Here is a 26,217-nt window from a genome sequence, read left to right as displayed (position 1 = left end):
CTTTGTCGTGGTTCGCTCGAACCGTTCGGGCCGAGGACGACCGCGTCAGGTCGTCATGACATTCTCGACAGGGCGAGCGCGCCCGGCGGCGGGATGGTTCGAATCGCGCGAGGCACTGGCCAGCACCGCGGCGAGCCGCTTGGTCGCGAAATCGATGAAGCTGCGGGATTTGGCCGGCAGCAATCGTGAGGTGGTGACGAAATAGACCGGTGTCGCCGGCAGGGTCCAATCGGGCAGGACCCGCCGCAGGCGGCCACCCGCCAGATCGTCATCGACGTTGATGACATTGGCGGTGGTGATGCCTTGACCGGCGACGGCGAAGCGGCGGGCGAGGCTCGGTGAATTGCAGGAGATCGGCCCACCGACGGTGATCGCCACCGTCTCGCCGCTGCGGCTCAACGACCAGAGGGCGCTGGTGCCCTGCGTCGGCACGATGACCTGATGACGTTCCAGATCGATCGGCGTCGTCGGCTCGCCCCGCTCCGCGAGATAGCTGGGCGCGGCGAACATCCCGTTCTCCACTTCCGCGACCTTGCGCACGATCAACGAGGTTTCGCGCGGCTCTTCGATCGCGACGGCTAGATCGTAATTGTCGCCGACGAGGTCGACCGGAGCGGGTTTGAGATCGACGTGGACGTGGATGTGCTCGTGCCGCCCAGAGAATTCCGTGATCACCCCGGAGAGATGGCGCAGCACCCAGAAATCCGGCGGCGCGGCGATCTTCAGGAACCCGCTCGGTCCCTTGGCCACCGCCGTCATGTCGTCGAAGGTTCGCTGTGCCTCATCGACGAGCCGCGAGATCTGGGCGAGATAGGCCTCGCCGTAGGATGTCAGCGCCAGTTTTCGGGTGGTCCGATCGAGGAGGCGCAGGCCCACCGCCGACTCGAACATGGTGATGCGCCGCGACAGCGACGAGATCGGCATGCCGAGGGCCGCCGCCGCCTGACTGAAGCTCTTACGACGCGCAACCTCGACGAAGAGCGCCATGTCGCGCAGCAGTTGAGGTTGCGACATTGTTCCGCGGCCCGCCTACACAATACGTGAGGTTGCGCTGAGCCCTATGCCCAATAGCTTACGCAAGCCCCTTCGCATCTAGCATAATGGCTTAAGCCATATCCGACCATTGACGGTTCGGCTGGAAAAATCGTTTCGTATTTTGGAATAATTCGAACGCGTCCTCCGGTTGCACTGCAGCATCGGCATCGGACCCGTGACGGACGGCTCGGGCCCGCTCGCAAGAGGACCCTTCGACCGGAGGATTGCGACTTGCGCCGCTCCATCGATGACGGAGTCTCAAGTCCCCGTTGCGTAGTTTTCCACGACGATCGGCTGACGCCTTCCGACCGATGCCCCGGATCATCTCGATCGAGCGGTTTGCCGGAACCGGCTCCGACGTCGCCGGCGGGCGGAACCGGATTGCTCGTCCCCGGGCGACCACGCGACATCTCCCGTCGCGCCCTGCCCGATCGATGCGGTGCCCTTCGAGGCCGCCCGCGCCGTCAGGTGAACAGGCTCGACACGCTCGATTCCGTTGCCGTTCGTCCGATCGCCTCGCCGAGCAGCGGCGCGATCGAGATCACCCGGATGTTGCGAGCGAGCTTGACGGCCTGGGTCGGAAGGATCGAGTCGGTGATGACGAGTTCCTTCATCCGCGAGGCGGCGATGCGCGAGACCGCGCCGCCCGAGAGCACCCCGTGGGTGATGTAGGCCGACACGTCCTTGGCGCCCGCATTCAGCAGGGCTTCGGCCGCGTTCACGAGGGTGCCGCCGGAATCGACGATGTCGTCGACCAGGATGCAGGATTGGCCCTCCACGTCACCGATGATGTTCATCACCTCCGACTCGCCAGCGCGCTCGCGGCGCTTGTCGACGATGGCCAGCGAGGCATCGATCCGCTTGGCGAGGGCGCGGGCGCGCACCACGCCGCCGACATCCGGCGAGACCACCATGCGCTGGCCCGGTGCCAGCCGTTCCTTGATGTCGCGCACCATCACGGGCGCGGCGAACAGGTTGTCGGTGGGGATGTCGAAGAAGCCCTGGATCTGGCCTGCATGGAGATCGAGGGTGAGCACCCGGTCGGCGCCGGCCTCGGTGATCAGGTTGCAGACGAGCTTGGCCGAGATCGGCGTGCGGCCCGACGTGCGCCGGTCCTGCCGGGCATAGCCGAAATAGGGGATCACCGCCGTGATGCGCCGCGCGGAGGAGCGCCGCGCCGCGTCGATCATGATGAGCAGTTCCATCAGGTGATCGTTGGCCGGGAACGAGGTCGACTGGACGATGAACACGTCCTCGCCGCGCACGTTCTCCTGCAGCTCGACGAAGATCTCCATGTCGGCGAAGCGCCGGACCATGCAGCTCGCGAGCGGCAATTCGAGGTAAGCGGCGATTGCCTCCGCGAGGGGGCGGCTCGCATTGCCAGCGATGATCTTGATCGACGACGTCATGCCGGGCGTCTCTCGGCTCTCTCACTCGTGGGACGCGCATGACGACGGGCGTCCGAGACCACGCCGCAATCCGGTCGCGCGGGCTCATAACAGCGGGGCCGCGCCGTCACAATGGTTTCACAGCGCCGGAGCGATGGCGCTGTGGTTCGTTCGTCGACCCGAGATGTCGGCGGTCGCGTCCGCGGGCGCCCCGCTCCGCGAGACGCTGGGACAAGAGTCGAGGCGCGCTGCGCGGGGCGCTCACCGCATCCGGCCCTACGACGGCAGGACGAGCGCTTTGCCCATTCGGGCAGACCCATCACGGCTCGAGCAGGCGGTGCAGGTGGACGATGAAGTAGCGGGTCTGGGCGCTGTCGACGGTGGCCTGTGCCTTGGCCCGCCATGCGGTCTGGGCGGAGGCGTAATCGGGGAAGATACCGACCACGTCGAGACCCTTCAGGTCGCGGAAGCGCACGCCCGAGACATCCTCCAGTTCGCCACCGAACACGAGGTGGAGCTTCTGATCCGAATCGATCGTCGTGGTCACGCGCCTCTCCTGCCGCAGGGCTCGCTTCCCGGAAGGCACGAGCCGTGCCGCGTCGGTCGCAGAGGCGGAGGGACGGGTCAAGCCGCCCGCGCGATGGGAGGGGGTTGCATCCCGGCAGGTGGGATGCCCTCCTCCGTTCGGCCCCGGGGAGGTCGGGAATGCTTCACGCCGTATCCGACGATGCCCTTGCCTGGACGGTGGAGGAGGCCTGTCTCAACGCGTGGCCCTCGCCGCGGCAGGTTCTGATCGGTGGCTATCTGCTTCGGGCCTCGGGTGGGACGGCGCGGCGTGCGAATTCGGTGAACCCCCTGCGCGGCGCTCGGGCCGATCCGGAGGCGGTGATCGCGGCCGGCGAGGCGACCTATGCCGCGCTCGGGCGATCCGCCCTGTTCCGGGTGCCGGAGATCGCTCCCGATCTCGACGCATCCCTGACGCGGCGGGGCTACGGCGCCTTCGGCCGCTCGCTGACCCTCTTCGCCGACCTTCCGGCTAGGTCGGACGAGACCGATCCGGCGGTGGCGCTGACCCCCTCCCCGGATGCGGAGTGGCTCGGTGCCCGCGCGGCCCTCAACCGGGCGGATGCCGCGGCGAGCGCGGTCTACGAAGGCATGATCCGGACGATCGTGCTGCCCAAGGCCTTCGCGGCGACTCGGCAGGACGGGGCCGTCGCCGCCATGGCTTACGGCGTGCTCGACCGATCCCTCCTGGTGATCGAATCGGTGGGCACCGTGGAGGCGCTGCGCGGGCAGGGCCTCGCCCGCCGCGTCGTCGCGGCGCTGATGCGGTGGGGCCGCGCCCACGATGCCGAGGCGGCCTGCCTGCAGGTGGTGGCCGACAACGACCCCGCCCGCCGGCTCTATGCCGGTCTCGGTTTCGACCGCGAACTCTTCGCCTACCATTACCGGCGGCGCGAGCCGGACTGACGAGGACCGGGGTGCCGGGCGCCGAACGGTCACGTTGACCTTCTGCGCCGCAGGGGCCGAATGGGCCGGCCCCAACCCGGAGCGCCACAGGATGGTTCGCGCGTTCGTTGCCGCCGCCGCAATCGGTCTCGCCCTCGGCCCGGCGAGCCCCGCCGCTGCCTGCAGCGGCCCGACTCAGGCCGATCTCGACGCCTGCACAGCGGCCGACTTCAAGCGCGCCGATACGGCCATGAATGCGGCCTATGCCAAGCTGCTGACGGGCATCGGCCCGAAGGCGCAGCAGGGGCTGAAGGAGGCGCAGCGCGCCTGGCTGCTCTATCGCGACCGCAGCTGCGATCTGGAAGCCTCCGGAGCCGAGGGCGGGTCGGCCCAGCCGATGGTGCGCGCGGGCTGCCTCGCCGCTCTGACCGGGGAGCGGACCCGGCGGCTGAACGGCTACCTCTCCTGTCAGGAGGGGGATCTGTCCTGTGTCGGGCGCTTGACCGAGTGAGGCCCGATCCGGCCCGGTTCGGCGCCCCCTCCCCCGCCGCGGCCGGCTCCGCGACCCGGCCGATCGTCGCGGTCGGCCTCGTGGCGCTCGCCGTCGCCATGGGGATCGGTCGCTTCGCCTTCACACCGTTGATGCCGCTGATGATCCGCGACGGCAGCCTGAGCGCGGTGTCCGGCGCGGAATGGGCGGCGGCCAATTATGTCGGCTACCTCGTCGGCGCGCTGACCGCGTCGCGCTTCGCCGACGATCCACGGCGCGGACTTCGGCTCGGCCTGCTCGGCGTCGCACTGACCACCCTCGCGATGGCGGGCCTCGGCGCCGTCCCGAATCCCCGTCTCACCATCCTTGCCGGGGCCGGGCTGCGGGCGGCCGCGGGCGTGTTCAGCGCCTGGGCGCTGGTCTGCGCCAGCGGTTGGTGCCTCGCCCAACTCGCCCGCCGACGGGCCGAGGGGATGGGCGCCTGGATCTATACCGGGGTCGGCCTCGGCATCGCCCTCGCCGGCATCCTGGCTTGGCTCGGCGGGCGCCAATCGGCGGATCGGCTCTGGTTCGAACTCGGGATGATCGCGGCGGCCGGCGCGCTGCTCGTGCGGGGACTGTCCCGGGGCCTGAGCGGGAAAGAAGGGCCGCCGCGGGTCTCCGTCGCCCCGGTGGGACGCCGCAGCGGGCAGGGCGGCCCGGTGTTCTGCTACGGCGCCTTCGGCTTCGGCTACATCGTGCCGGCGACGTTCCTGCCGGCGATGGCCCGGGATCTCGCCCCCGATCCGCTGGTGTTCGGGCTGGCTTGGCCTTTGTTCGGCCTCGCCGCCGCCCTGTCGGTGGCGGGGGCGGCCCGCTGGCTCGCCCGGACGCCGCGCCGCCGCGTCTGGGCGGCGGCGCAAGGGCTCATGGCGCTCGGGACCGCCCTGCCCCTGTTCGTCCACGCCCTCTGGGCCGTCGCCGCGGCGGCGATCCTCGTGGGCGGCACCTTCATGGTGGCGACCATGGCCGGCCTGCAATGGGCGCGCGAGGCCCAGCCCGAGGATCCGACGTCGCTCCTCGCCCGGATGACCGCCGCCTTCGCCGCCGGCCAGATCGCCGGCCCGCTCCTGGTGCGCGCCCTCGGTCTCCTCGACATCGCCGACGGGGCCGCCCTCGCCTGGACCGGGGCGGCGGCGACGGTGGTTCTGGTAGGGACGGCTTTTCAGTTGTGGCGCGAGGCCTGAGCGGTGCCTCGCCCCCTTCCTCCCACCTGATCCCCCTCATCCCGAGGGGCTGCGAAGCGGCCTCGGAGCAGGGCTCCAGCGGATCGCGCGCGAGCTGGAGCCCTCCTTCGAAGCTCCGCGAAGCGGAGCCTCAGGATGAGGGGGAGGGATCGGCCGATGCAGGCCCGATCCTGTCAGAACAGCGAGCCCTGCCGCGCGGCGGTCACGGGAGCGGCGGCCTCCGCCTTCGGCGCCGCCTCGGGCGTCGGCTTGCGGGCGGCGCGCTTCGGGCGCGGCGGGGTCGCCGGCGCGGAGCCCTCCGGCACGGCGGTGATCGCACCGTCGGCGAATTGCAGCTGGAGCCGGGCGGTGTTCGCCGCGGCGTCCGCCGAGCGCACCGGCAGGCCGGCCTCGTCGCGCACCAGCGCGTAGCCGCGCGCCAGCACCGCCTTGTAGCTCAGCGCTCCGAGCATCCGGTCCAGCGCCCCGAGCCGGTCGCGCCGGCGCTCCACCGCGCGCAGGACGGCGGTGCGCGGGCGATGGTCGATGCCGGCCAGCCGCGTGCGGGCCTCGGCCAGGGCGATGACCGGCGAGCGGCGTGTCAGCCGGTCGGCGAGCCGCGACAGCCGCTCGCGGGAATCGCGGGCATTGGCGGCGAGCGCCGGCCGCAGCCGCGCCTCGGCGAGGTCGAGGCGCTGGCGCTTGCCCGCGAGGAAGGTGTCGGCATTGGGAATGGCCCGCACCAGCGCGCGGAAATCCGAACGCTCCCGCTCGATCCGCCGCAGGACGGTGCCGGCCTGCCGGGCGCCGAGATCGTGGATCTGCGCGAGCAATTCGGTGCGGACCGGCACCGCCATCTCGGCCGCGCCCGTCGGCGTCGGCGCGCGGCGGTCGGAGGCGAAGTCGATCAGCGTCGTGTCGGTCTCGTGGCCGACCGCCGAGATCAGCGGGATCGTGCTCTCGGCGGCGGCCCGTACCACCGCCTCCTCGTTGAAGGCCCACAGATCCTCGATCGAGCCACCGCCGCGGGCGACGATCAGCACGTCGGGCCGGGGGATCGCCCCGTGGGGGGACAGCGCGTTGAAGCCGCGGATCGCCGCCGCGATCTCCGGCGCCGCCCCCTCCCCCTGCACCCGGACCGGCCAGACCAGGACGGGACGCGGGAATCGGTCGGCGAGGCGGTGGAGGATGTCGCGGATCACCGCGCCCGTGGGCGAGGTCACGACACCGATCACGCCCGGCAGGAAGGGAATCGGCCGCTTGCGCTCGGCGGCGAACAGCCCTTCCGCCGCGAGCTGGCGCTTGCGCTCCTCCAGCAGGGCCATCCAGGCGCCGATCCCGGCCGGCTCCATCGAGTCGACGACGATCTGGTAGGAGGATTTGCCGGCAAAGGTCGTGATCTTGCCGGTGGCGACGACCTCCAAGCCCTCCTTCGGCTTCTGCCGCAGCCGTCCGAGCACGCCCTTCCACACCACCGCGTCGATCTTGGCGGTGCCGTCCTTGAGGGAGAAATAGGCGTGGCCCGAGCCGTGCGGGCCGCGATAGCCCGAGATCTCGCCCCGCAGTCGCACGTGCCCGAAGGAATCCTCCAGGGTGCGCTTCAGGGCGGCGGCGAGGTCGCCGACCGACCATTCGGGGGCGTTGGCGTTCAGGAGCGCCGCAGGCGCCGCTTCCCCTGGCGGCGGAGGCGGCGGCACGGCGGCGGGGCGCGGCGGGGGCACGAGCGGCATGGCCCGAACGCTACGGGAGCGGGCCGGGGCGGGTAAAGGGCGCGGCGGCCACAGATTGGGGAGGGATTTCGGAAAACCGCGACTTCGCCGTCGCACAAGCTGGCCGGATCGTGCGGCCACGCAGGCAACTCTCAAGCGCCCGGCATCTGATGCCGTGGCGAGCCCTTCAAGCCAGTCTGGCCGGCGTCAGATGAGTTGGGTCAGGATCAGGGCCGCCGTCAGCGTCGGCGCCGCCACGATCGCCACGGCCCAGGGCCAAGCCGGAACGGCGCGGGGGCGGCGGTTGTCGTTGGCGACGCGCGGAAGCGCGCGGCGCGTCACCACGTAATGCGACAGCCGCACGGCCGTCGGCCTGGACGAGGCGGGGTGCGCGGGGCTGGTCGAGTGGCGGCAGAGGGGCATGGCTTGCTTTAACGAGCGAGCGGGCGCCGCGTTCCGCCTCCCGCGTGCGGGCCTGCGCGAAATCGGCGGGGCGGGACTGCGGAGGCCGGCGCGGCGGCCCACGATATCGTCCAGGAGCCCTTCCCCCGGCCCGTGATTTTTGGGAAGGGGTGGGGCCATGAGCCAGAATTCTCTCAACATCCTGCTCGTCGGCGCCGGCGGGCGCGAGCACGCCCTGGCCTGGGCCATCGCCAAATCGCCCCTGTGCGAGACCCTGTTCGTCGCCCCCGGCAATCCCGGGACGGCCCGGCACGGCGAGAACCGCCCGGATCTCGCGATCTCCGACCATCCGGCGGTCGTGGCCTTCTGCAAGACCCACGCGATCGGACTCGTCGTGGTCGGGCCGGAGGCGCCGCTGGTGGCGGGGCTGGTGGACGACCTCCAGGCCGCCGGAATCCCCGCCTTCGGACCGACGCGAGCCGCCGCGCAGCTCGAAGGCTCCAAGGGTTTCACCAAGGATCTGTGCGCCGAGCGCTCCATTCCCACCGCCGCCTTCGCGCGCTTCACCGAATGCGAGCCGGCCCTGGCCTATCTGCGCGAGCAGGGCGCGCCGATCGTCGTCAAGGCCGACGGCCTCGCCGCCGGCAAGGGCGTGACGGTGGCCGAGACGCTGGAGCAGGCCGAGGACGCCGTGCGGGCGATCCTCGACGGGGCCGAGGGCGGGGCGCTCGTCATCGAGGAATGCCTGTTCGGCGAGGAGGCGAGCTTCTTCGCGCTCTGCGACGGAAGCCGGGCGATTCCGCTGGGCACGGCGCAGGACCACAAGCGCGTCCATGACGGCGACCGCGGGCCCAATACCGGCGGCATGGGCGCCTATTCCCCCGCCGCGATCGTCACGCCGGAGATCGAGCGCACGGTGATGGAGACGATCATCGCCCCGACGCTGCGCGGCATGACGGACCGCGGCACGCCGTTCTCCGGCATCCTCTATGCCGGGCTGATGCTGACGGAAGCGGGCCCGAAGCTCATCGAGTACAACACCCGCTTCGGCGATCCCGAGGCGCAGGTGCTGATGCCGCGCCTCACCGGCGATCTCGTGCCGGCGCTGCTCGCCGCCGCCAAGGGCGACCTCTCGGGGGTGACGATCGGCTTCGATCCGGCCCGCGCGGCGCTCACCGTGGTCATGGCGGCCGAGGGCTATCCCGGCCCGGTCACCCGCGGCTCCGAGATCCGGGGCGTCGAGGCGGCGGAGGCCGAGGGCGGCGCCATCGTGTTCCAGGCTGGCACCCGCCGCGACGGCGACCGGCTGCTTGCCGATGGCGGGCGCGTGCTGGCGGTGACAGCGCTCGGCGCCAGCGTCGGGCAGGCGCAGGCCCGTGCCTACGCGGCCCTCGACCGGATCGATTGGCCGGAAGGGTTCTGCCGTCGCGATATCGGCGGGCGGGCGGTGGCGCGGGAAGCGGGCCAGGAGCGCGCGGTCCGGTCGGCCTCCGATTGATGGACCCGTTCGACCTCGCCTTCGCCGCCGCCCGCGAGGCGGCGGATTTGGGCGAGGTGCCGGTGGGGGCGGCCATCCTGCGCGACGGCGCGGTGCTCGCGGTGGCCGGCAACCGCCCCCGTGCGCTGCACGATCCGACGGCGCATGCCGAGATTCTGGCGATCCGGGCCGCCTGCATCGCGATCCAGGACGAGCGGCTGACGGGCTGCGACCTCTACGTGACGCTGGAGCCCTGCCCGATGTGCGCGGGCGCGATCTCGTTCGCCCGCATCCGGCGGCTCTACTACGCCGCGCGCGACCCGAAGGGCGGCGGGGTCGAGCACGGCCCGAGGGTGTTCAACCAGCCCACCTGCCATCACGCCCCGGAGGTCTATTCGGGCTTCCGCGAGAGCGAGGCGGCGGCCCTGCTGCGCGGCTTCTTCGCCGGGCGTCGGGCCTGATTCACCATCCGGGCGGACCGTTGCGCCCAGGCCCCTCCCCGCGCGGAAGGCTGACATCCGGACCGGCCGCCAAGAGGGCGTCCACGCACGTCCGGCACTCCCACCCACGGTCATCCGTTTGCGCCGCTTCGGCAAGGCCGGAAACGGGCTCCGGCATCCGGCATGGCTGCGATGCAAACGATGCGGCGTGACCAAGGGCCGCTCTAGATCGTTGTTTTGTCGAGCTTTTCGTTTCCGTGTCGGGGTTTTCTTCCGGCGCCCCATGCCTTACGTATGATAAATGCCTCGCCTCGTGAGCTACACGATCAGCGACCGGGAGGACGGGCGGTTCGACGTGATCGCGACCATTGAGCCCGACAAGGTTTTCCGACGCGACGGCTTCGCCACGTTGGCGGAGGCCGAAGACTGGGTGGATGGCTTGCGCGTGCTCATGGCCGCGCTCGGCGCTCCCGTCGTTCAGAAAACGTCCCCGGATATAGCTGTCCCGCAGACACCGGTCCGCGCCCCTCGGCGCGCCGGTTGACGTCGGCTCGGCTGTCGAGCCGGGCTCGCTCCCCTGAAGGACGGCCGGCGCGTGACCTCGGCCCTGCCGCCTTGGCCTCGCCGACGCCTGCCGGTTCGGTGAACCCCCGGCGCACGTGCCTTCGGGAGAATCCGTTCCTCGGGCCCGGAACCTCATCCCGATCATGCCGCCCGCACGATCAGAGGAAGGCGATTGAGCCCGGAACCGGGTGTCGGCGGGGTTGTGCTCCTCGCGCTCTGATTGAGATTTGGCCAATCGCTCCGCAAGTCCGGCGAGACACGAAACCTTCGCCTCACCCGGGCTGAACGTGAGACAACCCAACAAGAGGGTGAATCCTGCAGGTTTGTTGCGCTGCGGCGACGTTTCCCGCTTGACGGCTGTTCAAGTCGGCAGGATATTTCTCATCAAGAAAGGTCAATTCCTTTCAAGAACACAATCGGAGGAGGTCGCCATGCAGGATCCCCGGGTCTCTGCCATGTTCGGCCGCGACAAGGCCGCGGCCATTCTGGCGGTCTGCGTCGTCTGGCTGGTCTACGCCTTCACCTTCTGGACCATGCGCGAGGCGATCGCGGCCGCGGGGCTCACGGGGCTGATGGTCGGCGTCGGATTGTGCGTCGTGCTGCTCAACACCGCCGCCGTCGCCGCGATGATCCGGCATTACGGCGAGGATCGCGCCGCGATCTACGGGATGGACCTCTACTATCTCGACCAGCTGCGGGCGCTCCGCCGCAAAGGGGAGATCTGACATGGCCCATTCGGATAGGGCCAGCCCCCCCATGGCCGGATCCCCTCCCCCCTCCGCTCCGTCCGGACGCACGCCCTACGAGCCGCCGGCCCAATCGATCGCCGGCCAGATCGTCGACGCGCTGCTGATGCTGGTGCTCGTGGTCATCACCCTCTACCTGCCGCTGCTGCTCAAGCTCGCGGGCGGGGGCACCACCACCAAAACGGTCGAGAACCCGACCTGGGAATCCCTCGGGCAGAACGCCGTCATGGCGGCCCAATGGGAGAAGCTCGACTTCACCCCCGAGAAGGCGGCCACGATCATCGGCACGCGCTTCGACTATGCCTTCAACTGGGGCGCGATGGCGTTCACCGCGCTCATCATCGTCGGCTACTTCGTGTTCCTGTTCCGCTACTCGGACAAGCAATACCGCGACGTCATCGCCGAGCGGTTCGACGGGCCGCCGCGCCCCTGAATCCCGTCCGCACCCTGCCCCCCCCCCCCCCCCCCCCCCCCCCCCCCCCCCCCCCCCCCCCCGCGTCGCCGGCCCCGCGCGGAAACCGGTACCGCCCCGGGAGCGCGTGCGGACGCGAGGCGCCCCGACCTCTTTCATCGACTTCGAAAGCCGAGGGATCCTGCCATGGTGGCCGTGATGAACTGGGGCGCCTGGGCGGTCGCGACCGTCCTGGCCCTGTGGATGGGCTTCGACCTGCTGCGCACCAACCGCAGCTTCGACGAGAGCTTCCTGCTCTCCTCGGAGGAGGGCGAGATCGTGGATGCCGAGATCGGCGAGACGGCGGCGAGGTCGTGATGACGAGCACCCTTCAGCCCACCGTCGAGCCCCTGGCGCCGGCCGCTGCCGTGCCGGGACCCGCCACCGCCCCGGCGGCCAAGAAGATCGCGCTCCTGCGGGTGCTCGGGCCGGGCCATGTCTGGGCGCTCGGGGTCGGCATCGTGCTGGTCGGCGAGTTCATGGGCTGGAACTTCGCCGTCGGGAAGGGCGGGCCCATCGCGGCGCTCGCCGCCTGCTGGCTCGCCGGCATCCTCTACACCTGCGTCGCGATGATCGATTCCGAGATCACCTCGACGGTCGCGGCGGCCGGCGGACAATACGCCCAGGCCAAGCACATCATCGGCCCGCTCGCGGCCTTCAATGTCGGCCTCTACCTCGTCATGGCCTACACCATGCTGGAGGTCTCCAACGCCATCGTGACGGGCGACCTGATCGAGGCCTTCGCCCACAGCCTGCATCTGGAGGGCACGGTCGACAAGCGCGCCTTCATGGTGCTGACCGTGGTGGCCCTCGCCTTCCTCAACTATCGCGGCGTGCTGGCGACGCTCACGCTCAACCTCGTCATCACGGCGGCCGCCTTCGCGGCGATCGTGGTTCTGTTCGTCGCCGCCCAGCCCTGGGCGCCGGGCGCGGTGCTGCAGCACGAGAGCCTGTTCGTCGGCCTGCCCTACGGCTCGCTGGGCATCCTCGCGGCGATGCATTTCGGCCTGTGGTTCTATCTCGGCATCGAGGGCACGACCCAGGCCGCGGAAGAGGTCCGCTCCCCCGCCCGCGCGCTGCCGCTCGGCACCATGACCGGCATGATGACCCTGCTGATCGCGGCGACGCTGACCTGGTACGTCTCCACCGGCCTGATGCCCTGGGAATATCTCGGCCAGGCCGTGACGCCGCTCTACGACGCGGCCCGCCTCACCGGCAGCCGCTGGCTGGAGCTGTTCCTGTTCCTCGGCACGCTGTTCGCCACGGTGGCCTCGGCCAATGGCTGCATCAACGACGCCTCCCGCGCGTGGTTCGCCATGGGCCGCGACCGCTACATGCCGGTCTGGTTCGGGGCGGTGCATCCGACCTACCGCACCCCCTACCGGGCGATCGTGTTCTTCGTGCCCATCGCGATCCTGTTCGCGATCTCGACGCCGCTCGATCAGACCATCACGCTCTCGATCCTGTCGGGCCTGCTCGGGTACACGCTGATGGGGATCTCGATCGTGCTGTTCCGCCGCAAATGGCCGCTCGGCACGATCCAGCGGGGCTACGTCCACCCGCTCCACCCGCTGCCGGCGATCCTGCTGCTGGGATTGTGCACCGTCACCTATCTCGCGGTGTTCCTCGGCTACGGCACGCAGCTGCTCGCCATGATGGCCTTCTACATCGCGGCCTCCGCTTGGTTCGTGCTGCACCGCTACAAGTATGTCCGCCGCGGCGAGCAGTTCACGATGCCCTGGCCGAAGCCCAAAGGGTATTGAAGGGGCTCCTGAGCCGATGATTGCCGCCGCTCTGGTCGCCGCCTCGATCACCTTCGCCGCCGCCCTGCTCTGCGGGCGGCAGGCCCGGCGCGCGGCGGCGTGGCGGGCCGGGCTTCTCTCGGAATGCGCGGCGCGGCTCGACGCAGCGCGGCTCGGGCGCGACCGGGCCGGGTTCGCGACCCTCGACGGCGGTCACGACGGGGCACCGGTCGCCGTCCGGTTGATCCCGGAGGCGCTGGTGCATCGCCGCCTGCCGCAGCTCTGGCTGTCCGTGAGCCTGCGCCTGCCGCAGCCCGTCGAGGCCACCCTCGACGTGCTGCGCCGGCCCGCGGGCGCCGAATTCTACGCCCCCGCCGACCTGCCGCGGCGCTTCGATCCGCCGTCGGGCTGGCCCGCCGACACGCTGGTGCGCGGCACCCCCGGCGCCGAGGCGCTGCTCCGACCCATCGCGCCGGTCCTCGCCGACATCCTGGCGGATCCCCGCATCAAGGAGGTGCTGGTGACGCCGCGAGGCCTGCGCCTCGTGGTGCAGGCGGCGGAGGGCGGGCGCGGCGCCTACCTGCTGCTGCGCGGCAGCCGGTTCGACCTCGACCATGTGGCGCCCGCGCTCCTCGACGGCACCCTCGGCGCGGCCCGGCAGCTCGCCCACGCTCTGTCGCGAACACGATCGGAACCCATCGCCCATGCGCGCGCCGCCTGATCCGCGCCACGTCCTCCTGGTCGCGGCGCTCCTGCCCGGCATGGGCCATGTCTGGATCGGCCGGACGACCCGGGGCCTCGGCTTCGCCCTCTTCGCCCTTCTCGGCTTCTGGCTCACCGCGAAGTTCGCCGCCCCCGAGGCGAGCTTCGTCGGGCGCCATGCCGGCGGCTTCTTCGTCTGGGCCCTGTCCCTGACGGACGCCTATCGCGGCGCCCGGCTCGACCGAGCCCGGTTCGAGCGGGGTGTATGAGGCGCGGGCAGCCTTCCGACACCCCGTGGCCCGTCGTGGTCGTCGGCCCGTCACGACGGCTCGATCCCGCCCGATGGAAGCGTCCTCGACGGATCGCGCTCCGACCGAGCCGGGCCGAAGCCGGGCTATCGACGCGGGTTCCGAGCTAGAATCGACCACGAGTTCCGATCATGAACGTGCGGCCGGTCTCGATTCGCGCGACGCGGCTGATGCCTGCAGGCACCGCTTCAAACTCATCCCGTGCCTGTCCAAGAATATTCTCGACCGAAGCGTAGAAGGACATGTTGGCATCGATCGCCTTCTCGATTCGCGCGTCCCAGAAGTAATTGGTGCGTAGTTTCTTGTAGAGCAGGCTGCCACCCCCCTGATAGCTCAGGATCGTCCGGGGCGTGATCCAGCTCAGTGATGAGGCGAGTTGCAGACCTGTGGCTTCATCGACCCAGAGAACGCCCCAATTGCTGACAAAGCGCGCCGTTTCACTGAAGCGCCGTGGGCCTGTGGCGGGATCGTAGACCTTGCTGTCGAGGAAGGTCTGGTTTGCCGTCAGCGTCAGCGGTGCGAGCCACGCATATCCGAGAAGCGCTGCGTTGAGCCTCTGTTCGAGTTCGACACCGCGGACCCGGCCGTTGCCGACATTGCGCGTTCGGAACCGGTCGCGCGTGATCTCGACGCTCTCGATGACGTCTTCGATCTCTCGGTGGAACAGATTCACGCCGAGGAAGGCGTACGGGGTCACATAGGCCAAGCCGGCGTCATACGACCAAGCGCGCGCGGGCTTCAGATTGGGGTCTCCCTCGTAAAGTCGTTGACCCCGGCGGGTGATGCCCGGTGCAATCTCCTGAAGCTGCGGACGATTCAGCTGGCGCAACACGCCGGCGTTCAGGCGCACCGCGTCCGTCAGCAGGTAACTGGTGTGCAACGAGGGCAGCAGATCCCGACCCTCGCGACGGGCTGCGATGCCGTTGCCTCGGAGATCATTCTCGATCTGCTCGTAACGCAGTCCTGGTGTGAGATCGAGCCGCCCGATGCGCACCCTGTTCTGAACGAAGCCGGCCATCAATGTCTCGCCGACCGCGTAATCCGACTCGCTCGAAGAGACGATATTGGACTGCGTACGGGAAATTTGCCCGGTGGCTGTCGTACTGTCGATATTTCGGTCCGAGTTGCGTTCGAGCCGGCGCAGCGACACCCCGTATTTCAGCTCATGTTCGCCGCCGAGTTGGTACAAGGTCGTCGCTTTTGCCGACAGATCGTATTGTTTGTCCTCGATCTTCGATTTTTTGAGATAGCCGCCGGTCGCAATCAATTGGTTGCTGACCGACCGCCCCCTTACCCGCGAATCGTAGTTCGCGAGCGAGTAGGAGGCATCGAGCTGCAGAAACAAGAGCGGCGAGAAATGCTGCTCGAAGCTCAATGCGTTGTGGCTGAGTGTGCTGGTTTCGGTCGACCGGGTCAGTTCCCGTCCATTCAGCTCCCGCGTCAGACGGCGATAGACGTCGCGCCTGTTATTCGGAAGAAAAACGGTCTCGTTGAAATACAGCGATTTTGCAACGAAGCTGCCGCCCTTCCAGCCCCATCCCATCTGGCCCATCATATCAATGTTGCCGATGTCTTTCACTTCCCGTTGATCGATAATCGTGCCCCGACCGCCCGGTCCGCCGAAATAATTGAACTCGGAGAAGTCCTTGATCTTGCTGATGCGGCGCTGATCGACGTTGATCGCGCCGAGGACACCGAAGCCGCTGTCGAACAGGCGACTTCCCGCGACGGAAAATTGTCCGTGCCGTCCGTCGATGATCTTGTCGACGCCGCCGCTTCCGCCGCGGATCTCGAGGTGATTGCCCGTGGGCATGCGTCGTGTCCGCAGCGAGATCCGTCCGCCGATGCCATCCGCCTCGTTTTCCGCTCCCGGATTGCGGATGATCGAAGCCTCCTCCAGCAGGAAGGTCGGCACGTTCATGAGTTCGAAGCTGCGGCCTCCGGCAGAGGATGGCACCTGCACCCCATCGATCGAGACGCGGGTGTAGTCCGGCGTGAGCCCGCGCAGGCCGAACGCCTTCTTCTCGCCGGGTGGGCCCGACACCTGAACGCCGGGCATGCGGGCAAGCGCGTCACTCACACGATCCGAGGGCAGCAATTCGAGATCTTTCCGATCAACCGTCACGGTCGGAACCGGCTCGGTCAGCCGATAATGCTCGACGCGGAGACCGCCCTCTCGCATCAGGCCGCGTCGGACTTCGATGGTATCCAAATGAACTGCGGGATAATCCTGGGCCGTGGCTGAACTGACGGACGCAACGGCAAGCATCAGCATCGGAACGCCCCTGGGGGCGAGAGCATGCCTCATGGAGGTGTCTCCAAATCGAATTTTGTTTGATGAACCGGCGGGCAGCGAGATGCTGGCGGAGCGAAATGCTTCTGGCCGGCCGTCGTTTTGGCGTTGCTTTCGGGATGTGCGGATTTATGCTCGGAGAATCGCCCGATTCATCTCGGCGATGCTTGTATCGTCTGGGCGGCGAATGCTTTGGCGCCGGAAATCAGCCGTTAATGGGCGATAATTCTCAAATTTTGTCGAGTCAACACCAGTATAGAATATTATAGTTATACTAACGACAAATATCTGCCCGTTTCATATAGAATTTCGATCTGATCTATGCCTCATCAGTATGGTAGGATGCATCGCACTGTACTGGTGTGGCTTGAAGTTGATGAATTTACCTCGATGAACATAAATAATTTAATATGAGCGTATGCATGTAAATATGACTATGGTTTCTCTGCAGTTTTCGAGGCGAGGCAGCAATATGTAGCTTTTTATTGTAATCGAGAGAAGCATAAATACGGTTTCTTCGATTTTGATGGAACAGAGGTGCTCTGGAAAACTACGGCTCAGTGCTGTGGTCTCTCATGCCCCGATCAATGGCCGCTTGGTTCGTTCTCAACGGTGGCGTGGGCATTTGGTGCGCGTGAGGCTGTGGCGAGATTTATCGTTGCCGCAGATATCGCAGGACCCGATTGCATCATGCAATCGACGAGGTCGGGAACTGAAGACGGAGGGTAAATCGTCGAGCAAAAGAGAGGCATCAATAATATGTGCATGTAATTTCCTCAAAAATAATAAGGCAATATGCGGTGAATTGCGCAACCTAAAAACCAAATTTAATACGGATGTTTTCGCGTAGTTCATTTGATGTCGAGCGCGGTTCACGTATAACGATTATTAATCTATCCGTTTTTTATAGATTGGAACGATGTCGCGATAATATCTTTCTGAGATCAATTTGTTGATGCTCGTGTGATGAGTCCGAATATCAGTTGACATAGGCGTGGCGGCCCGAAATAGTGGGCGTGGGGATGCAGACTCGCAACCCTGGGCCCGGACGCTTGAAATTTGGCGCGTCCGTTTTTCGAGACATTCCATGACATCGTTAGAGCGTTTCGCGCGCGTCGAAGTAAAATCGACGTGGCGCATGGGCGACGATCTTTGGATTGGTACCAAGATTGGCTTGTTCAAACGTGTGCCGGGCAGCGATTTGATGCCGATTCCCGGCCATCTCCCCGTTGAGATCAGAGGACTCGGACCTTCCGCCGACGGCTTTCTTTATATCGAGGCTGATCCTGCCGGCGATCAGATCGTCATGGCCGATGCTGCGGGCGCCGTTCGCCGCCGATTGCCTGGGCCGAAGGGGGAGAAGCTCGTATCTGCTTCGGCGCTCCGCGGATGCATCCTCGTTGCGACCAAGACGGGCCTGTTCCGCGAAAAGGAGGACGGCTGGGAGCGGCTATACGGAGGTGAGGACAGCATCGTCACGGCCGTACACGAATTGTCGGACCGTATTTCTCTGTTCGTTAAGAAGCAGGGGGTCGAGCGCAAGCCGGCGCTGGTGGAAAGCTTCGATGACGGGCTCACGTGGCAGATGACGGAATCGGACGATTACGGTGACACGATCATCGCCGTGAGCGAAACGTCCATCGTCACGAAGTGGCGCGGGGCGCGCCTGCGCGGCAGCGGAAAGGGCGGATACAAGAAGCACCCGATCACCGCGGCGGAATTTTATGCCGGATCGATTCTCGTCGTCGATGGTGACAAGATCGAGATCGCCGGACCCGGCCGACGCAAGATGGAAGTCTTCCACCCTCGCGTCGCCGAAGCGGAGCAAGTCCATCTGGTGCCGGACGGACTCTTCGTCTCCGGCGCCCAGGGCACCTATCTCCTCGATCCGCTCACCGGCTCGTTGCGTGATTTGGCGGCCGATGTCACGGCCACGGTGCCGGTCGGCAAGCGCAAGAAGCTGTTCGCCCTCGACGAAGGTGTCGTGCTGGCAGCCTGCACCTTCGGGACCTTCACCAGCCGCGACGGCGGTGCGCACTGGGTGAAATCCGATGCGGAGTGGGACGTGCTCGATGCCGAGCACGCCGCGCGCGGTCCGAATGGCGAGTGGTACATCCTCTGTCAGCGCGGGGTTTTCGTGACGCGCGACAATGGCGGTCGGATCGATTACTTGAAGCCGAAGCTTCCCCACGGCAGCCGTCACTTCGGTGAGTTTCGCGCACTGGCCGTGGGCGGCAATACCCTCTGGCTCGGCACGAAGGCTGGCTTGTTCGCTGCCTCGATCGAGCGGCCTGAGCATCTCGCTCCGGTTGATGCCTTCGGCGTCAAGCCGGTCGATGCTTTGGCGATCGAGGGAGACCGGTTGCTCGTCGCATTGGAAGAGGGTGGCATCTACGAACGGCCGCTCGCCGGCGGTGATCTCTCCCGCCGGAGCGACGTGACCCTCAAAGAGGGCGTGATGATCCATGATGGCGGATCGCTTCTCCTCGTCGATGAGCGCGGTGTGTCCACTCCGGACCAGGCGGCGACCATTCCGGCCATCGGTGGGCTGCACGGGTGCCGGGTGACGGCAAGCGGCACGCGCATTCTCGTCTGGAATGGCCAGGAAGCGTGGAGCAAGGCGCGGGGCGAAGCCTGGGTTCGGGTCGGGGCTTGGCCGCAGGGCGTACGCAGCGTCGCGCTGCTCGGCGCGGCGGCTTTGGTCACGGACAGGGACAGCATCGGGGCCGTTTCTCTCGCAGCGGCCTGACCGTTTGGCCCGGAGGCGCACGTCTCCGGGCCTCCGGCTCCACGTTCGGTCACAGTCATGATCTCGATGCTCATGCGGGTGCGCTGGCTGATCCTGGCGCTCATGGCCGCGCTCGCGTTCAGCGCATCTGTGGAGCCCGCCTTCGCTTGGATCGCGGGGGAGGCCGTGCGCGCCTTGCGGGCCACCGACGCGACGATCCTATCGATCGCCTATGCTGTCGGGCCGAGTTACGCCTTGATCGGATCGCTGCGCGTCGTTGCGGAATTCAGCGAACGGATCTTGTCGAAGGCAGTCGACGGCCGGCTGCTTCTAGAGCTTCAGCGCGTGTACATGACACGCGCGCCGTCGGATCGAACGACCGACGACATCTCGAATCTGCTCTACACGGCGGAGGTGGCCAAGCGCGGTTACGAGGTCGTTTATAAGGATTGCTGGCGCATTCCCGCGCAAGTCGTCGCCGTCGTGATCTGGCAATTGTCGCTGTCCCCCGATCTGGTGCCGCTGTTGCTGTTGGCTGCCCTCCCTGCGGTGGCCAGCGTCTGGCTGGTCGGGCGTCGACTGGAGCACGTGGCCAGCCAGATTCTCGTCTGGCAGAAAACCATCGCCCATCTCACGCAGCGTCGTGATCCGGTGAAGTTCCTGTCTACACAGGAGGCCATCTTCAAAGGGACGATCCGGATCGCTGTCCTGCGCTGGCTGACCGAACGCGGCCTCGATGGCGTCCTCTGGGTCGCCGTCATTCTGTGCGGCGGGCTGATGGTGCAAGTGTTCCCGTCCTTGCTGCCGGGCAATACATCGATCGCCGACGCGGCGGCCCTGCTCATCAATCTAGGTCTCTTGATGAAGCCGTTATCCGATACCGGCAAGGTCTATGCGAAATGGCGCGAAGCCGCGCCTGCGGTCAAGGAAATGCTACCGCGTTCGATGGGGAGCGCATCGGTCGGTGAGGCGGTCCATCGCACCACCCTTGCTGTGGATCGTGAGCTTTCGTAGCCAGCCTCCGGCGAGGCCATTCGTTCCGTCGCCAGACATTGTTGCGACGGCATGATGTGATTTGGCGGGGTGTCGCGACGTGCCCGAGTCAGCGTCTCCGGCGGCAGCGAGACACACGGCCCGGTGTGGCCTCGCTTCTCTGATTTCCACCAGTTCCCTCCGACGCGTCCTCTTGCGCCGGGGCGACCGGGGACGCGCGTCGCGTCGCCGGCCGATAGCCTACTGCGTGATCTCGTTGCCGGCGTAGTCGATGGTGCCGGACGGTCCCTTCTTCCACTCGTAGATCACGTAATCCGGCCGGGTGATGTCGCCCTTCTTGTCGTAGGCGATGTCGCCGATGGCGGTCGTGGTCGGCTTGCCCTGGTGCAGGTAGGCCGCGAGCTTCTCGCCCTCGGTCGAGCCGGTGGCCTCGACGGCCTTCGCCAGGATCTGCACGGCGGCGTAGGCGTAGAGGGTGTAGCCCTCCGGCTCGATGCCCTTGGCCTTGAAGGCGGCGACCACGTCCTTGGCGGCGGGGTTCTTGCGGGCGTCCGGCGGGAAGGTGGTCAGCGTCCCCTCGGCGGCCGGGCCGGCGATGGCGACGAGCTCCCGGTCGACCATGCCGTCGCCGCCCATCAGCGGCGCCTTGAGCCCCTGGTCGCGCATCTGGCGGATGATCAGGCCGGCCTCGGTGTAGTAGCCGCCGAAATAGACCAGGTCGACGCCGTTCTGCTTCAGCTTGGACACCAGGGCCGAATAGTCCTTCTCGCCCGGATTGATGCCCTCGATCAGGGCCTCCTTGCCGCCCTTGGCCTTGAACACCTTGAGCGTCTCGTCGACGAGGCCCTTACCGTAGGGGGTCTTGTCGTGGATGAAGGCGACCTTCTTCCCCTTGAGCTTGGTCGCGAGGTACTCGCCCGCCATCGCGCCCTGCTGGTCGTCGCGCCCGCAGGTGCGGAAGGTGCTCCACATCCCGCGCTCGGTGAACTTCACGTTGGTGGAGCCCGGGGTGATCTGGATGATGCCGGCATCGAGATAGACGTCGGAGGCCGGGATCGAGACGCCGGAATTGAAGTGGCCGACGACCATCTTCACGCCCTCCGAGGCGAACTTGTTGGCCACCGACACCCCCTGCTTCGGGTCGGAAGCGTCGTCGCCGGTGGAGAGTTCGAACTTCTGGCCCTTCACGCCGCCGGCCTTGTTGATGTCCTCCACCGCCTGGACGACGCCGTTGCGCACCTGCGCCCCGAAGGCGGCGCTGTTGCCGGTCACGGGGCTGCCGACCCCGATCTTGATCTGAGCCTGCGCTGCCCCGCTCAGGCCGAGGCCGAGCGCGAGGCCGGCCAGCACTGTCAAACGCTTCATGGTGTCCCCCTCAAATCCACCGCGTCGTCTTGCACGGCGCATGCCCTTATCCCTCCCCCTCCTTCGAGACCGCGTCGCGGCATCGCAGGGTGAGGGAGAGCGTGGGACGAAGCGCGTCGCACCATCATGGCCGCCCAGCGTCCGGGCGCTCGCGCCACGTGAACGGTCCGGTGCGGGCATAGAGCCAGCGGTACTGCGTCGTCATCTGCCGCGCCCGCGTCACCCGGAAGGCCGCCGAGCCGATGGCCAGCACCACGAGCGCGTCGATGGCGAAGTACGGCACCGAGAGCAGCGTGCCGGAGAACAGCGCGAAATGGATGAAGCGCACCGCCGCCGCGACGCCGAGCAGCGCCGGCAGGCAGGCGAGATAGGGCCGCCAGGCGAGCGCCACGGCGCGGGCCGCCATCCAACCGGCCCAGCCGCCCATCGCCACGGTGACGAGGAGGAAGGGCAGGATCGAATCCGCCTCGTGCAAGATGCCTTGGAACATGCCTTGGAACACCGGCTAGACTCCCGCCCCTGCCGGCGCCGCCGGGGCGTGGCCGCCCTCGAGATAGGCGGCCTTGATCGAGGGATCGTCGAGGAGCGCGCGGGCCGGACCGCTCAGGGTGATGCGCCCGTTGACCAGCACGGAGCCGCGATGCGCCAGCTTGAGAGCGTGGTAGGCGTTCTGCTCCACGAGGAAGATCGTCATCCCCTCCTCCCGGTTGAGCGCCGAGATCGCGCCGAAGATCTGCTTCACCACCAGCGGGGCGAGGCCGAGGGACGGTTCGTCCAGCATCAGCAGGCGCGGACGGCTCATCAGGGCGCGGCCGATGGCGAGCATCTGCTGCTCGCCGCCCGACATGGTGCCGGCGCGCTGCGACAGGCGCTCCTTGAGGCGGGGAAACAGGGTGCAGACCTTGTCGAGATCCTGCGCGAAGTACCGGCCGCCGTGGAGCGCGGCGCCCATCTGCAGGTTCTCCAGCACGCTCATGCGGGGAAACACCCGCCGCCCCTCGGGCGATTGGGCGAGGCCGAGCCGGGCGATGGCGTGGGTGGGCAGGCCGGTGATGTCCTCGCCCGCGAACGAAATCGTGCCGGAGCGGGCGCGGGGCGCGCCGAACACCGTCATCATCAGGGTAGATTTGCCGGCCCCGTTGGCGCCGATCAGGGTGACGATCTCGCCCGCGTTCACGTCGAGATCGACGCCGCGCAGGGCCGCGACGCTGCCGTAATAGGCGGAAACGCCGCGAAGGCTGAGGAGCGGGGCGGTCACGGGCGCGCCTCCTCGGCCACGGGAATCGTCAGCCCGACCTCCGCATCGACCTCGGCGATCTCCTCGTCCTCGACGCCGAGATAGGCGGCGATGACCTTCGGATCCTCGCGGATCTCCCGCGGCGGACCGTCCGCAATCTTCTTCCCGTAATCCAGCACGACCACGTGGTCGGAGATCTCCATCACCACCGCCATGTCGTGCTCGATCAGGAGCACCGAGGTGGCGTGCTCGTCCCGGATATGGCGTAGGAGCCGGGCGAGGTCGGCCGATTCCCGCGGGTTGAGCCCCGCCGCCGGCTCGTCGAGGCAGAGCAGTTCGGGCCCGGTGCACATGGCGCGCGCGATCTCCAGCCGACGCTGGTCGCCGTAGGGAAGGTCCCCCGCCGGATCGTCGGCGCGGCGGAGGAGGTCGATCCGCTCTAGCCACGCGCTGGCCTTCGCCACCGCCTCCCGTTCCGCCCGGCGGTAGCCCGGCAGTCCGAGGAGGCCGAGCAGGGTGTAGCCCGAAGCGCGCATCAGGGGGGCGTGCTGGGCCACCATCAGGTTTTCCAGCACGGTCATGCCGGAGAACAGGCGGATGTTCTGGAAGGTGCGGGCGACCCGGGCCCGGCGGTTCACCGCGTGGTTCGGCAACCGCTCCAGGAGATGCGCGGCGCCATCGGCGTGGCGCAGCGTCAGCATGCCCTCGCTCGGCCGGTAGAAGCCGGTGATGCAGTTGAAGACCGTGGTCTTGCCCGCCCCGTTGGGGCCGATCAGGGCGGTGATGTCGCCGCGCCGGGCCCGGAACGAGAGATCGTCCACGGCGGTGAGCCCGCCGAAGCGCATGGTGAGGTGATCGACGGTGAGGACGGCGTCCGGGTCGTCGGGACGGCGGGTGGCCATCAGCCGTGTCCCTCGCGCACGAGGTCCTTGCCGATGGCCCGGCGCCGTCCGAGCGCCACCGTCGGCATCCGGTCCGCGATCAGGCCGCGCGGGCGCCAGATCATCATCGCCACCATGGCCAGCCCGAACAGGAGGAGCCGGAACTCGTTCGGATCGAAGCCCTCGCCGAACACGGCCTTGAGGAAGCCGAGATTGCGCAGCAATTCCGGCCCGCCGACCATGGCGACCGCCGCCACCGCGACGCCGAGCTGGCTGCCCATGCCGCCGAGCACGACGATCGCCAGGATGATCGCGCTCTCGAGGAAGTTGAAGCTCTCCGGGCTGACGAAGCCCTGGCGCACGGCGAAGAACGAGCCGGCGAAGCCGCCGAACATCGCCCCCAGCGCGAAGGCGGTGAGCTTGGTCTTGGTGGTGTCGATGCCGAGCGAGCGGCAGGCGATCTCGTCCTCGCGCAGGGCCTCCCAGGCGCGGCCGAGGGGGAGCCGTCGCAGGCGCAAGGTCACGAGGCTGGTGATCAGCGCCAGCGCCAGGATCAGGTAGTAGAGGAACACGATCCGGTGCATCGGATCGAAGGCGAGGCCGAAGAGGCCGGAGAAACCGTCCGGCCCCGCCTTGAACGGCACGCCGAAGAAGGTCGCACGCGGGATCGAGGTGATGCCCGCCGCGCCGCCGGTGACGTCGGTCCAGTTGATGAGAACGAGGCGGATGATCTCGCCGAATGCGAGCGTCACGATGGCGAGGTAATCACCGCGCAGGCGCAGGACGGGAAAGCCCAGCATCACCCCCCACAGGCCTGCGAACAGACCGGCGAGCGGCAGGCAGACCCAGAACGACAGGCCGAACACGGTCGAGAGCAGCGCGTAGGAATAGGCGCCGACGGCGTAGAAGGCGACGTAGCCGAGATCGAGCAGGCCGGCGAGGCCGACGACGATGTTGAGCCCCCAGCCCAGCATCACGTAGGTCAGGATCAGGATGCCGAGATCGATCCAGTAGCGGGCGGGCGAGAGGCCGCCGCTGGCGAGCGCCGCGATCAGCGGCAGGAACAGGGCGAAGCCCACGAAGAGCGGCAGGCCGAGGCGCGGCAGGCGTTGGCCGGCGTTGGGCTCGGCGCCGACGGGCTCGCTCGCCTGATGCGGCGACGGGGTGAGCGCCACTCGCGCCGCCCGCCGCTCCAGCACGAGGCGCTGGACGACCCGCAGGACGAAGACGGCGGCGCAGAGGCCCGCGACGAGGCCCCAGCGGGGCGTCAGTTCGAGGCCGTTGTTTCCCAGATCGGTCCGGTAGCTGACGATCGGCACGCACAGGCCGAACGCCGCGAGGGCGAACAGGCCGGCATCGCGGAGGATCGCGGCGGGCGAGGCCGACGCGCGGGTCTGGGCTGCGGCCATCAGACCTTCTCGACCTCGGCCCGGCCGAGCAGGCCCGAGGGCATGAAGATCAGGACGATGGCGAGGATCGAGAAGGCGGCCACGTCCTTGTACTCGATGGAAAAGTAGGCCGACCAGAAGGTCTCGATCAGACCGATGATCAGCCCGCCGATCACCGCGCCCGGCAGCGAGCCGATCCCGCCCAGTACCGCCGCCGTGAACGCCTTCACGCCGGGCACGAAGCCGTCGGAGAACGAGACGACGCCGTAATAGAGCAGGTAGAGCAGGCCCGCGACCGCCGCGAGCACCGCGCCCAGCACGAAGGTGAGCGAGATGGTGCGGTCGACGTCGATGCCCAGCAGGGCGGCCATCTTGCGATCCTGCTCGCAGGCGCGCTGGGCCCGGCCGAACGGCGTCCTCTGGACGAGGTACCAGAACCCCAAGAGCAGCACGCTGGTCACCGCCATGATCAGGATCTGCTTGTAGGAGAGGGTCACGGCGTAGCCGTCGCGCTCGAACAGGGTCAGCCCGCCATCGAGCAGCGAGGGCAGCGACTTGTTGCGGGCGCCTTGGGCCACCTGCACGAAGTTCGACAGGAAGATCGACACGCCGATGGCCGAGATCAGCGGCGCCAGCCGGAACGAGCCGCGCAGGGGCCGATAGGCGATCCGCTCGACGGAAAAGCCCCAGAGCGCCGTCAGCGCCATGGTGACGACGAGGACGAGCAGGAAGGCGAGCGCGACCGAGGAAATCCCGAGCGCCGTCAGCACGAGGAAGCTGATCAGCGCGATGAAGGTCGAGACCATGAAGACGTCGCCATGGGCGAAGTTCACCATGCCGATGATGCCGAACACCATCGTGTAGCCGATGGCGATCAGACCGTAGATCGAGCCCAACGTCAGGCCGTTGATCAGCTGCTGTACGAACACGTCCATGCGGCGGCGGTCTCGCGTCCCTGACGTTCGGTGGCCCTGATGGGCTGCCTCTGGCGTCCCCGATCCGATCACGGGTTCGGCGCAAGCGTAACGGTCGCGGCACCCGACGGGAAGGGTCTTGGAGATTGTGGTGCGGCAACGTGTTGGCCGCCCCGGATCATGTCTCCCGCGGATATCGGCGCAGGCTCATCGGCGCGCGCCGCATTCCGCCCCTGCATCGCCCGCCGGGCGGTGGGGTGCCCCCGTTAAGGGATCGGGAACAGACGGTCGATACCCGTGGACGTGGTCG

General features: G+C 67.9%; 26 protein-coding genes. 14 read left to right on the top strand and 12 right to left on the bottom strand.

Going from position 1 to position 26,217, the window contains the following annotated elements:
- Positions 1-45: 45 nt before the first annotated feature.
- The 3 genes from OWC43_RS10995 to OWC43_RS10985 all read right to left on the bottom strand — a co-directional run bounded on the left by OWC43_RS10995 (position 46) and on the right by OWC43_RS10985 (position 2,970).
- A complete protein-coding gene (locus tag OWC43_RS10995) occupies positions 46-1,014 on the bottom strand; it encodes a LysR family transcriptional regulator (RefSeq protein ID WP_393956718.1) in 969 nt (322 codons plus the stop codon).
- Positions 1,015-1,499: 485 nt separating this feature from the next.
- Complete coding sequence (locus OWC43_RS10990; protein ID WP_056237262.1) at positions 1,500-2,444, bottom strand: ribose-phosphate pyrophosphokinase; 945 nt, start codon at positions 2,442-2,444, stop codon at positions 1,500-1,502.
- 298 nt (positions 2,445-2,742) lie between these two features.
- Positions 2,743-2,970 (bottom strand): DUF4170 domain-containing protein, encoded by a 228-nt coding sequence (locus OWC43_RS10985; protein WP_137831094.1) that lies wholly within the window; start codon positions 2,968-2,970, stop codon positions 2,743-2,745.
- A gap of 158 nt (positions 2,971-3,128) precedes the next feature.
- On the opposite strand from OWC43_RS10985, the gene OWC43_RS10980 reads away from it, so the two are divergent.
- The 3 genes from OWC43_RS10980 to OWC43_RS10970 all read left to right on the top strand — a co-directional run bounded on the left by OWC43_RS10980 (position 3,129) and on the right by OWC43_RS10970 (position 5,588).
- Entirely contained in the window at positions 3,129-3,893 is a 765-nt protein-coding gene (locus tag OWC43_RS10980; protein WP_393956717.1) for a GNAT family N-acetyltransferase, read from the top strand.
- A gap of 91 nt (positions 3,894-3,984) precedes the next feature.
- Positions 3,985-4,383, top strand: a complete 399-nt coding sequence (locus OWC43_RS10975) for a lysozyme inhibitor LprI family protein (RefSeq protein ID WP_393956716.1) — start codon at positions 3,985-3,987, stop codon at positions 4,381-4,383.
- Positions 4,380-5,588 carry a YbfB/YjiJ family MFS transporter gene (locus OWC43_RS10970; protein ID WP_393956715.1) on the top strand — a complete coding sequence of 403 codons (1,209 nt, stop codon included), beginning with the start codon at positions 4,380-4,382 and terminating at the stop codon, positions 5,586-5,588. The genes OWC43_RS10975 and OWC43_RS10970 overlap by 4 nt, the downstream gene beginning before the upstream one ends.
- A 173-nt stretch (positions 5,589-5,761) precedes the next feature.
- Here OWC43_RS10970 and xseA read toward each other — a convergent pair whose 3' ends face one another.
- Complete coding sequence (gene xseA / locus OWC43_RS10965; protein WP_393956714.1) at positions 5,762-7,297, bottom strand: exodeoxyribonuclease VII large subunit; 1,536 nt, start codon at positions 7,295-7,297, stop codon at positions 5,762-5,764.
- Positions 7,298-7,483: 186 nt separating this feature from the next.
- Entirely contained in the window at positions 7,484-7,639 is a 156-nt protein-coding gene (locus tag OWC43_RS10960) for a hypothetical protein (protein ID WP_238307759.1), read from the bottom strand.
- 217 nt (positions 7,640-7,856) lie between these two features.
- Between OWC43_RS10960 and purD the strand changes: the two genes are divergently transcribed.
- The 9 genes from purD to OWC43_RS10915 all read left to right on the top strand — a co-directional run bounded on the left by purD (position 7,857) and on the right by OWC43_RS10915 (position 14,069).
- The gene (purD, locus tag OWC43_RS10955) at positions 7,857-9,176 is read left to right on the top strand and encodes a phosphoribosylamine--glycine ligase (RefSeq protein WP_137831008.1); all 1,320 of its coding nucleotides are present in this window, start codon (positions 7,857-7,859) and stop codon (positions 9,174-9,176) included.
- The gene (locus tag OWC43_RS10950) at positions 9,173-9,616 is read left to right on the top strand and encodes a nucleoside deaminase (protein ID WP_137831009.1); all 444 of its coding nucleotides are present in this window, start codon (positions 9,173-9,175) and stop codon (positions 9,614-9,616) included. Before purD ends, OWC43_RS10950 begins: the two co-directional genes overlap by 4 nt.
- A gap of 292 nt (positions 9,617-9,908) precedes the next feature.
- Positions 9,909-10,139, top strand: coding sequence for a hypothetical protein (locus tag OWC43_RS10945; protein ID WP_238307760.1), 231 nt, complete (start codon positions 9,909-9,911; stop codon positions 10,137-10,139).
- Positions 10,140-10,590: 451 nt separating this feature from the next.
- A complete protein-coding gene (locus tag OWC43_RS10940) occupies positions 10,591-10,884 on the top strand; it encodes a hypothetical protein (protein WP_137831011.1) in 294 nt (97 codons plus the stop codon).
- A gap of 31 nt (positions 10,885-10,915) precedes the next feature.
- Complete coding sequence (locus OWC43_RS10935) at positions 10,916-11,338, top strand: hypothetical protein (protein WP_393956713.1); 423 nt, start codon at positions 10,916-10,918, stop codon at positions 11,336-11,338.
- 165 nt (positions 11,339-11,503) lie between these two features.
- Positions 11,504-11,674, top strand: a complete 171-nt coding sequence (locus tag OWC43_RS10930; RefSeq protein ID WP_171015545.1) for a hypothetical protein — start codon at positions 11,504-11,506, stop codon at positions 11,672-11,674.
- Entirely contained in the window at positions 11,674-13,119 is a 1,446-nt protein-coding gene (locus OWC43_RS10925) for an APC family permease (protein WP_393956712.1), read from the top strand. The genes OWC43_RS10930 and OWC43_RS10925 overlap by 1 nt, the downstream gene beginning before the upstream one ends.
- Before the next feature lie 16 nt (positions 13,120-13,135).
- Positions 13,136-13,819, top strand: a complete 684-nt coding sequence (locus OWC43_RS10920; protein WP_393956711.1) for a hypothetical protein — start codon at positions 13,136-13,138, stop codon at positions 13,817-13,819.
- The gene (locus OWC43_RS10915; RefSeq protein WP_393956710.1) at positions 13,803-14,069 is read left to right on the top strand and encodes a hypothetical protein; all 267 of its coding nucleotides are present in this window, start codon (positions 13,803-13,805) and stop codon (positions 14,067-14,069) included. Before OWC43_RS10920 ends, OWC43_RS10915 begins: the two co-directional genes overlap by 17 nt.
- A gap of 145 nt (positions 14,070-14,214) precedes the next feature.
- Here OWC43_RS10915 and OWC43_RS10910 read toward each other — a convergent pair whose 3' ends face one another.
- A complete protein-coding gene (locus OWC43_RS10910; RefSeq protein WP_393956709.1) occupies positions 14,215-16,383 on the bottom strand; it encodes a TonB-dependent receptor plug domain-containing protein in 2,169 nt (722 codons plus the stop codon).
- A gap of 1,105 nt (positions 16,384-17,488) precedes the next feature.
- Between OWC43_RS10910 and OWC43_RS10905 the strand changes: the two genes are divergently transcribed.
- Both OWC43_RS10905 and OWC43_RS10900 read left to right on the top strand, forming a co-directional pair.
- Positions 17,489-19,150 (top strand): hypothetical protein, encoded by a 1,662-nt coding sequence (locus OWC43_RS10905; protein ID WP_393956708.1) that lies wholly within the window; start codon positions 17,489-17,491, stop codon positions 19,148-19,150.
- A 57-nt stretch (positions 19,151-19,207) separates the two neighbouring features.
- Entirely contained in the window at positions 19,208-20,143 is a 936-nt protein-coding gene (locus tag OWC43_RS10900) for a hypothetical protein (protein WP_393956707.1), read from the top strand.
- A 219-nt stretch (positions 20,144-20,362) separates the two neighbouring features.
- Here the strand turns inward: OWC43_RS10900 and OWC43_RS10895 are convergent, their stop codons facing one another.
- The 6 genes from OWC43_RS10895 to OWC43_RS10870 form a co-directional block, all read right to left on the bottom strand.
- Complete coding sequence (locus OWC43_RS10895) at positions 20,363-21,487, bottom strand: branched-chain amino acid ABC transporter substrate-binding protein (RefSeq protein WP_393956706.1); 1,125 nt, start codon at positions 21,485-21,487, stop codon at positions 20,363-20,365.
- A 124-nt stretch (positions 21,488-21,611) separates the two neighbouring features.
- Complete coding sequence (locus OWC43_RS10890; RefSeq protein WP_171015548.1) at positions 21,612-21,977, bottom strand: DUF6867 family protein; 366 nt, start codon at positions 21,975-21,977, stop codon at positions 21,612-21,614.
- Positions 21,978-21,992: 15 nt separating this feature from the next.
- Positions 21,993-22,745, bottom strand: a complete 753-nt coding sequence (locus tag OWC43_RS10885) for an ABC transporter ATP-binding protein (protein WP_393956705.1) — start codon at positions 22,743-22,745, stop codon at positions 21,993-21,995.
- Positions 22,742-23,626, bottom strand: coding sequence for an ABC transporter ATP-binding protein (locus OWC43_RS10880; protein ID WP_137831019.1), 885 nt, complete (start codon positions 23,624-23,626; stop codon positions 22,742-22,744). Before OWC43_RS10880 ends, OWC43_RS10885 begins: the two co-directional genes overlap by 4 nt.
- Complete coding sequence (gene livM / locus OWC43_RS10875; RefSeq protein ID WP_137831020.1) at positions 23,626-25,014, bottom strand: high-affinity branched-chain amino acid ABC transporter permease LivM; 1,389 nt, start codon at positions 25,012-25,014, stop codon at positions 23,626-23,628. Before livM ends, OWC43_RS10880 begins: the two co-directional genes overlap by 1 nt.
- Complete coding sequence (locus OWC43_RS10870) at positions 25,014-25,928, bottom strand: branched-chain amino acid ABC transporter permease LivH (protein ID WP_137831021.1); 915 nt, start codon at positions 25,926-25,928, stop codon at positions 25,014-25,016. Before OWC43_RS10870 ends, livM begins: the two co-directional genes overlap by 1 nt.
- Positions 25,929-26,217 lie beyond the last annotated feature (289 nt).

This window comes from Methylorubrum sp. POS3, from assembly GCF_043352485.1.
Classification (GTDB): Bacteria; Pseudomonadota; Alphaproteobacteria; order Rhizobiales; family Beijerinckiaceae; genus Methylobacterium; species Methylobacterium suomiense.
Note: the sequence above shows the minus strand (reverse complement) of the source record. Positions and strands in the feature narration are given on the sequence as shown.

Bases quoted from the DNA above. Each gene is read 5' to 3' on its own strand.
- OWC43_RS10995 (WP_393956718.1), bottom strand. From the start codon at position 1,014: ATGTCGCAACCTCAACTGCTGCGCGACATGGCGCTCTTCGTCGAGGTT.
- OWC43_RS10990 (WP_056237262.1), bottom strand. From the start codon at position 2,444: ATGACGTCGTCGATCAAGATCATCGCTGGCAATGCGAGCCGCCCCCTC.
- OWC43_RS10980 (WP_393956717.1), top strand. From the start codon at position 3,129: ATGCTTCACGCCGTATCCGACGATGCCCTTGCCTGGACGGTGGAGGAG.
- OWC43_RS10975 (WP_393956716.1), top strand. From the start codon at position 3,985: ATGGTTCGCGCGTTCGTTGCCGCCGCCGCAATCGGTCTCGCCCTCGGC.
- xseA (WP_393956714.1), bottom strand. From the start codon at position 7,297: ATGCCGCTCGTGCCCCCGCCGCGCCCCGCCGCCGTGCCGCCGCCTCCG.
- purD (WP_137831008.1), top strand. From the start codon at position 7,857: ATGAGCCAGAATTCTCTCAACATCCTGCTCGTCGGCGCCGGCGGGCGC.
- OWC43_RS10940 (WP_137831011.1), top strand. From the start codon at position 10,591: ATGCAGGATCCCCGGGTCTCTGCCATGTTCGGCCGCGACAAGGCCGCG.
- OWC43_RS10935 (WP_393956713.1), top strand. From the start codon at position 10,916: ATGGCCGGATCCCCTCCCCCCTCCGCTCCGTCCGGACGCACGCCCTAC.
- OWC43_RS10930 (WP_171015545.1), top strand. From the start codon at position 11,504: ATGGTGGCCGTGATGAACTGGGGCGCCTGGGCGGTCGCGACCGTCCTG.
- OWC43_RS10925 (WP_393956712.1), top strand. From the start codon at position 11,674: ATGACGAGCACCCTTCAGCCCACCGTCGAGCCCCTGGCGCCGGCCGCT.
- OWC43_RS10920 (WP_393956711.1), top strand. From the start codon at position 13,136: ATGATTGCCGCCGCTCTGGTCGCCGCCTCGATCACCTTCGCCGCCGCC.
- OWC43_RS10915 (WP_393956710.1), top strand. From the start codon at position 13,803: ATGCGCGCGCCGCCTGATCCGCGCCACGTCCTCCTGGTCGCGGCGCTC.
- OWC43_RS10910 (WP_393956709.1), bottom strand. From the start codon at position 16,383: ATGCTGATGCTTGCCGTTGCGTCCGTCAGTTCAGCCACGGCCCAGGAT.
- OWC43_RS10905 (WP_393956708.1), top strand. From the start codon at position 17,489: ATGACATCGTTAGAGCGTTTCGCGCGCGTCGAAGTAAAATCGACGTGG.
- OWC43_RS10900 (WP_393956707.1), top strand. From the start codon at position 19,208: ATGATCTCGATGCTCATGCGGGTGCGCTGGCTGATCCTGGCGCTCATG.
- OWC43_RS10895 (WP_393956706.1), bottom strand. From the start codon at position 21,487: ATGAAGCGTTTGACAGTGCTGGCCGGCCTCGCGCTCGGCCTCGGCCTG.
- OWC43_RS10890 (WP_171015548.1), bottom strand. From the start codon at position 21,977: ATGTTCCAAGGCATCTTGCACGAGGCGGATTCGATCCTGCCCTTCCTC.
- OWC43_RS10880 (WP_137831019.1), bottom strand. From the start codon at position 23,626: ATGGCCACCCGCCGTCCCGACGACCCGGACGCCGTCCTCACCGTCGAT.
- livM (WP_137831020.1), bottom strand. From the start codon at position 25,014: ATGGCCGCAGCCCAGACCCGCGCGTCGGCCTCGCCCGCCGCGATCCTC.
- OWC43_RS10870 (WP_137831021.1), bottom strand. From the start codon at position 25,928: ATGGACGTGTTCGTACAGCAGCTGATCAACGGCCTGACGTTGGGCTCG.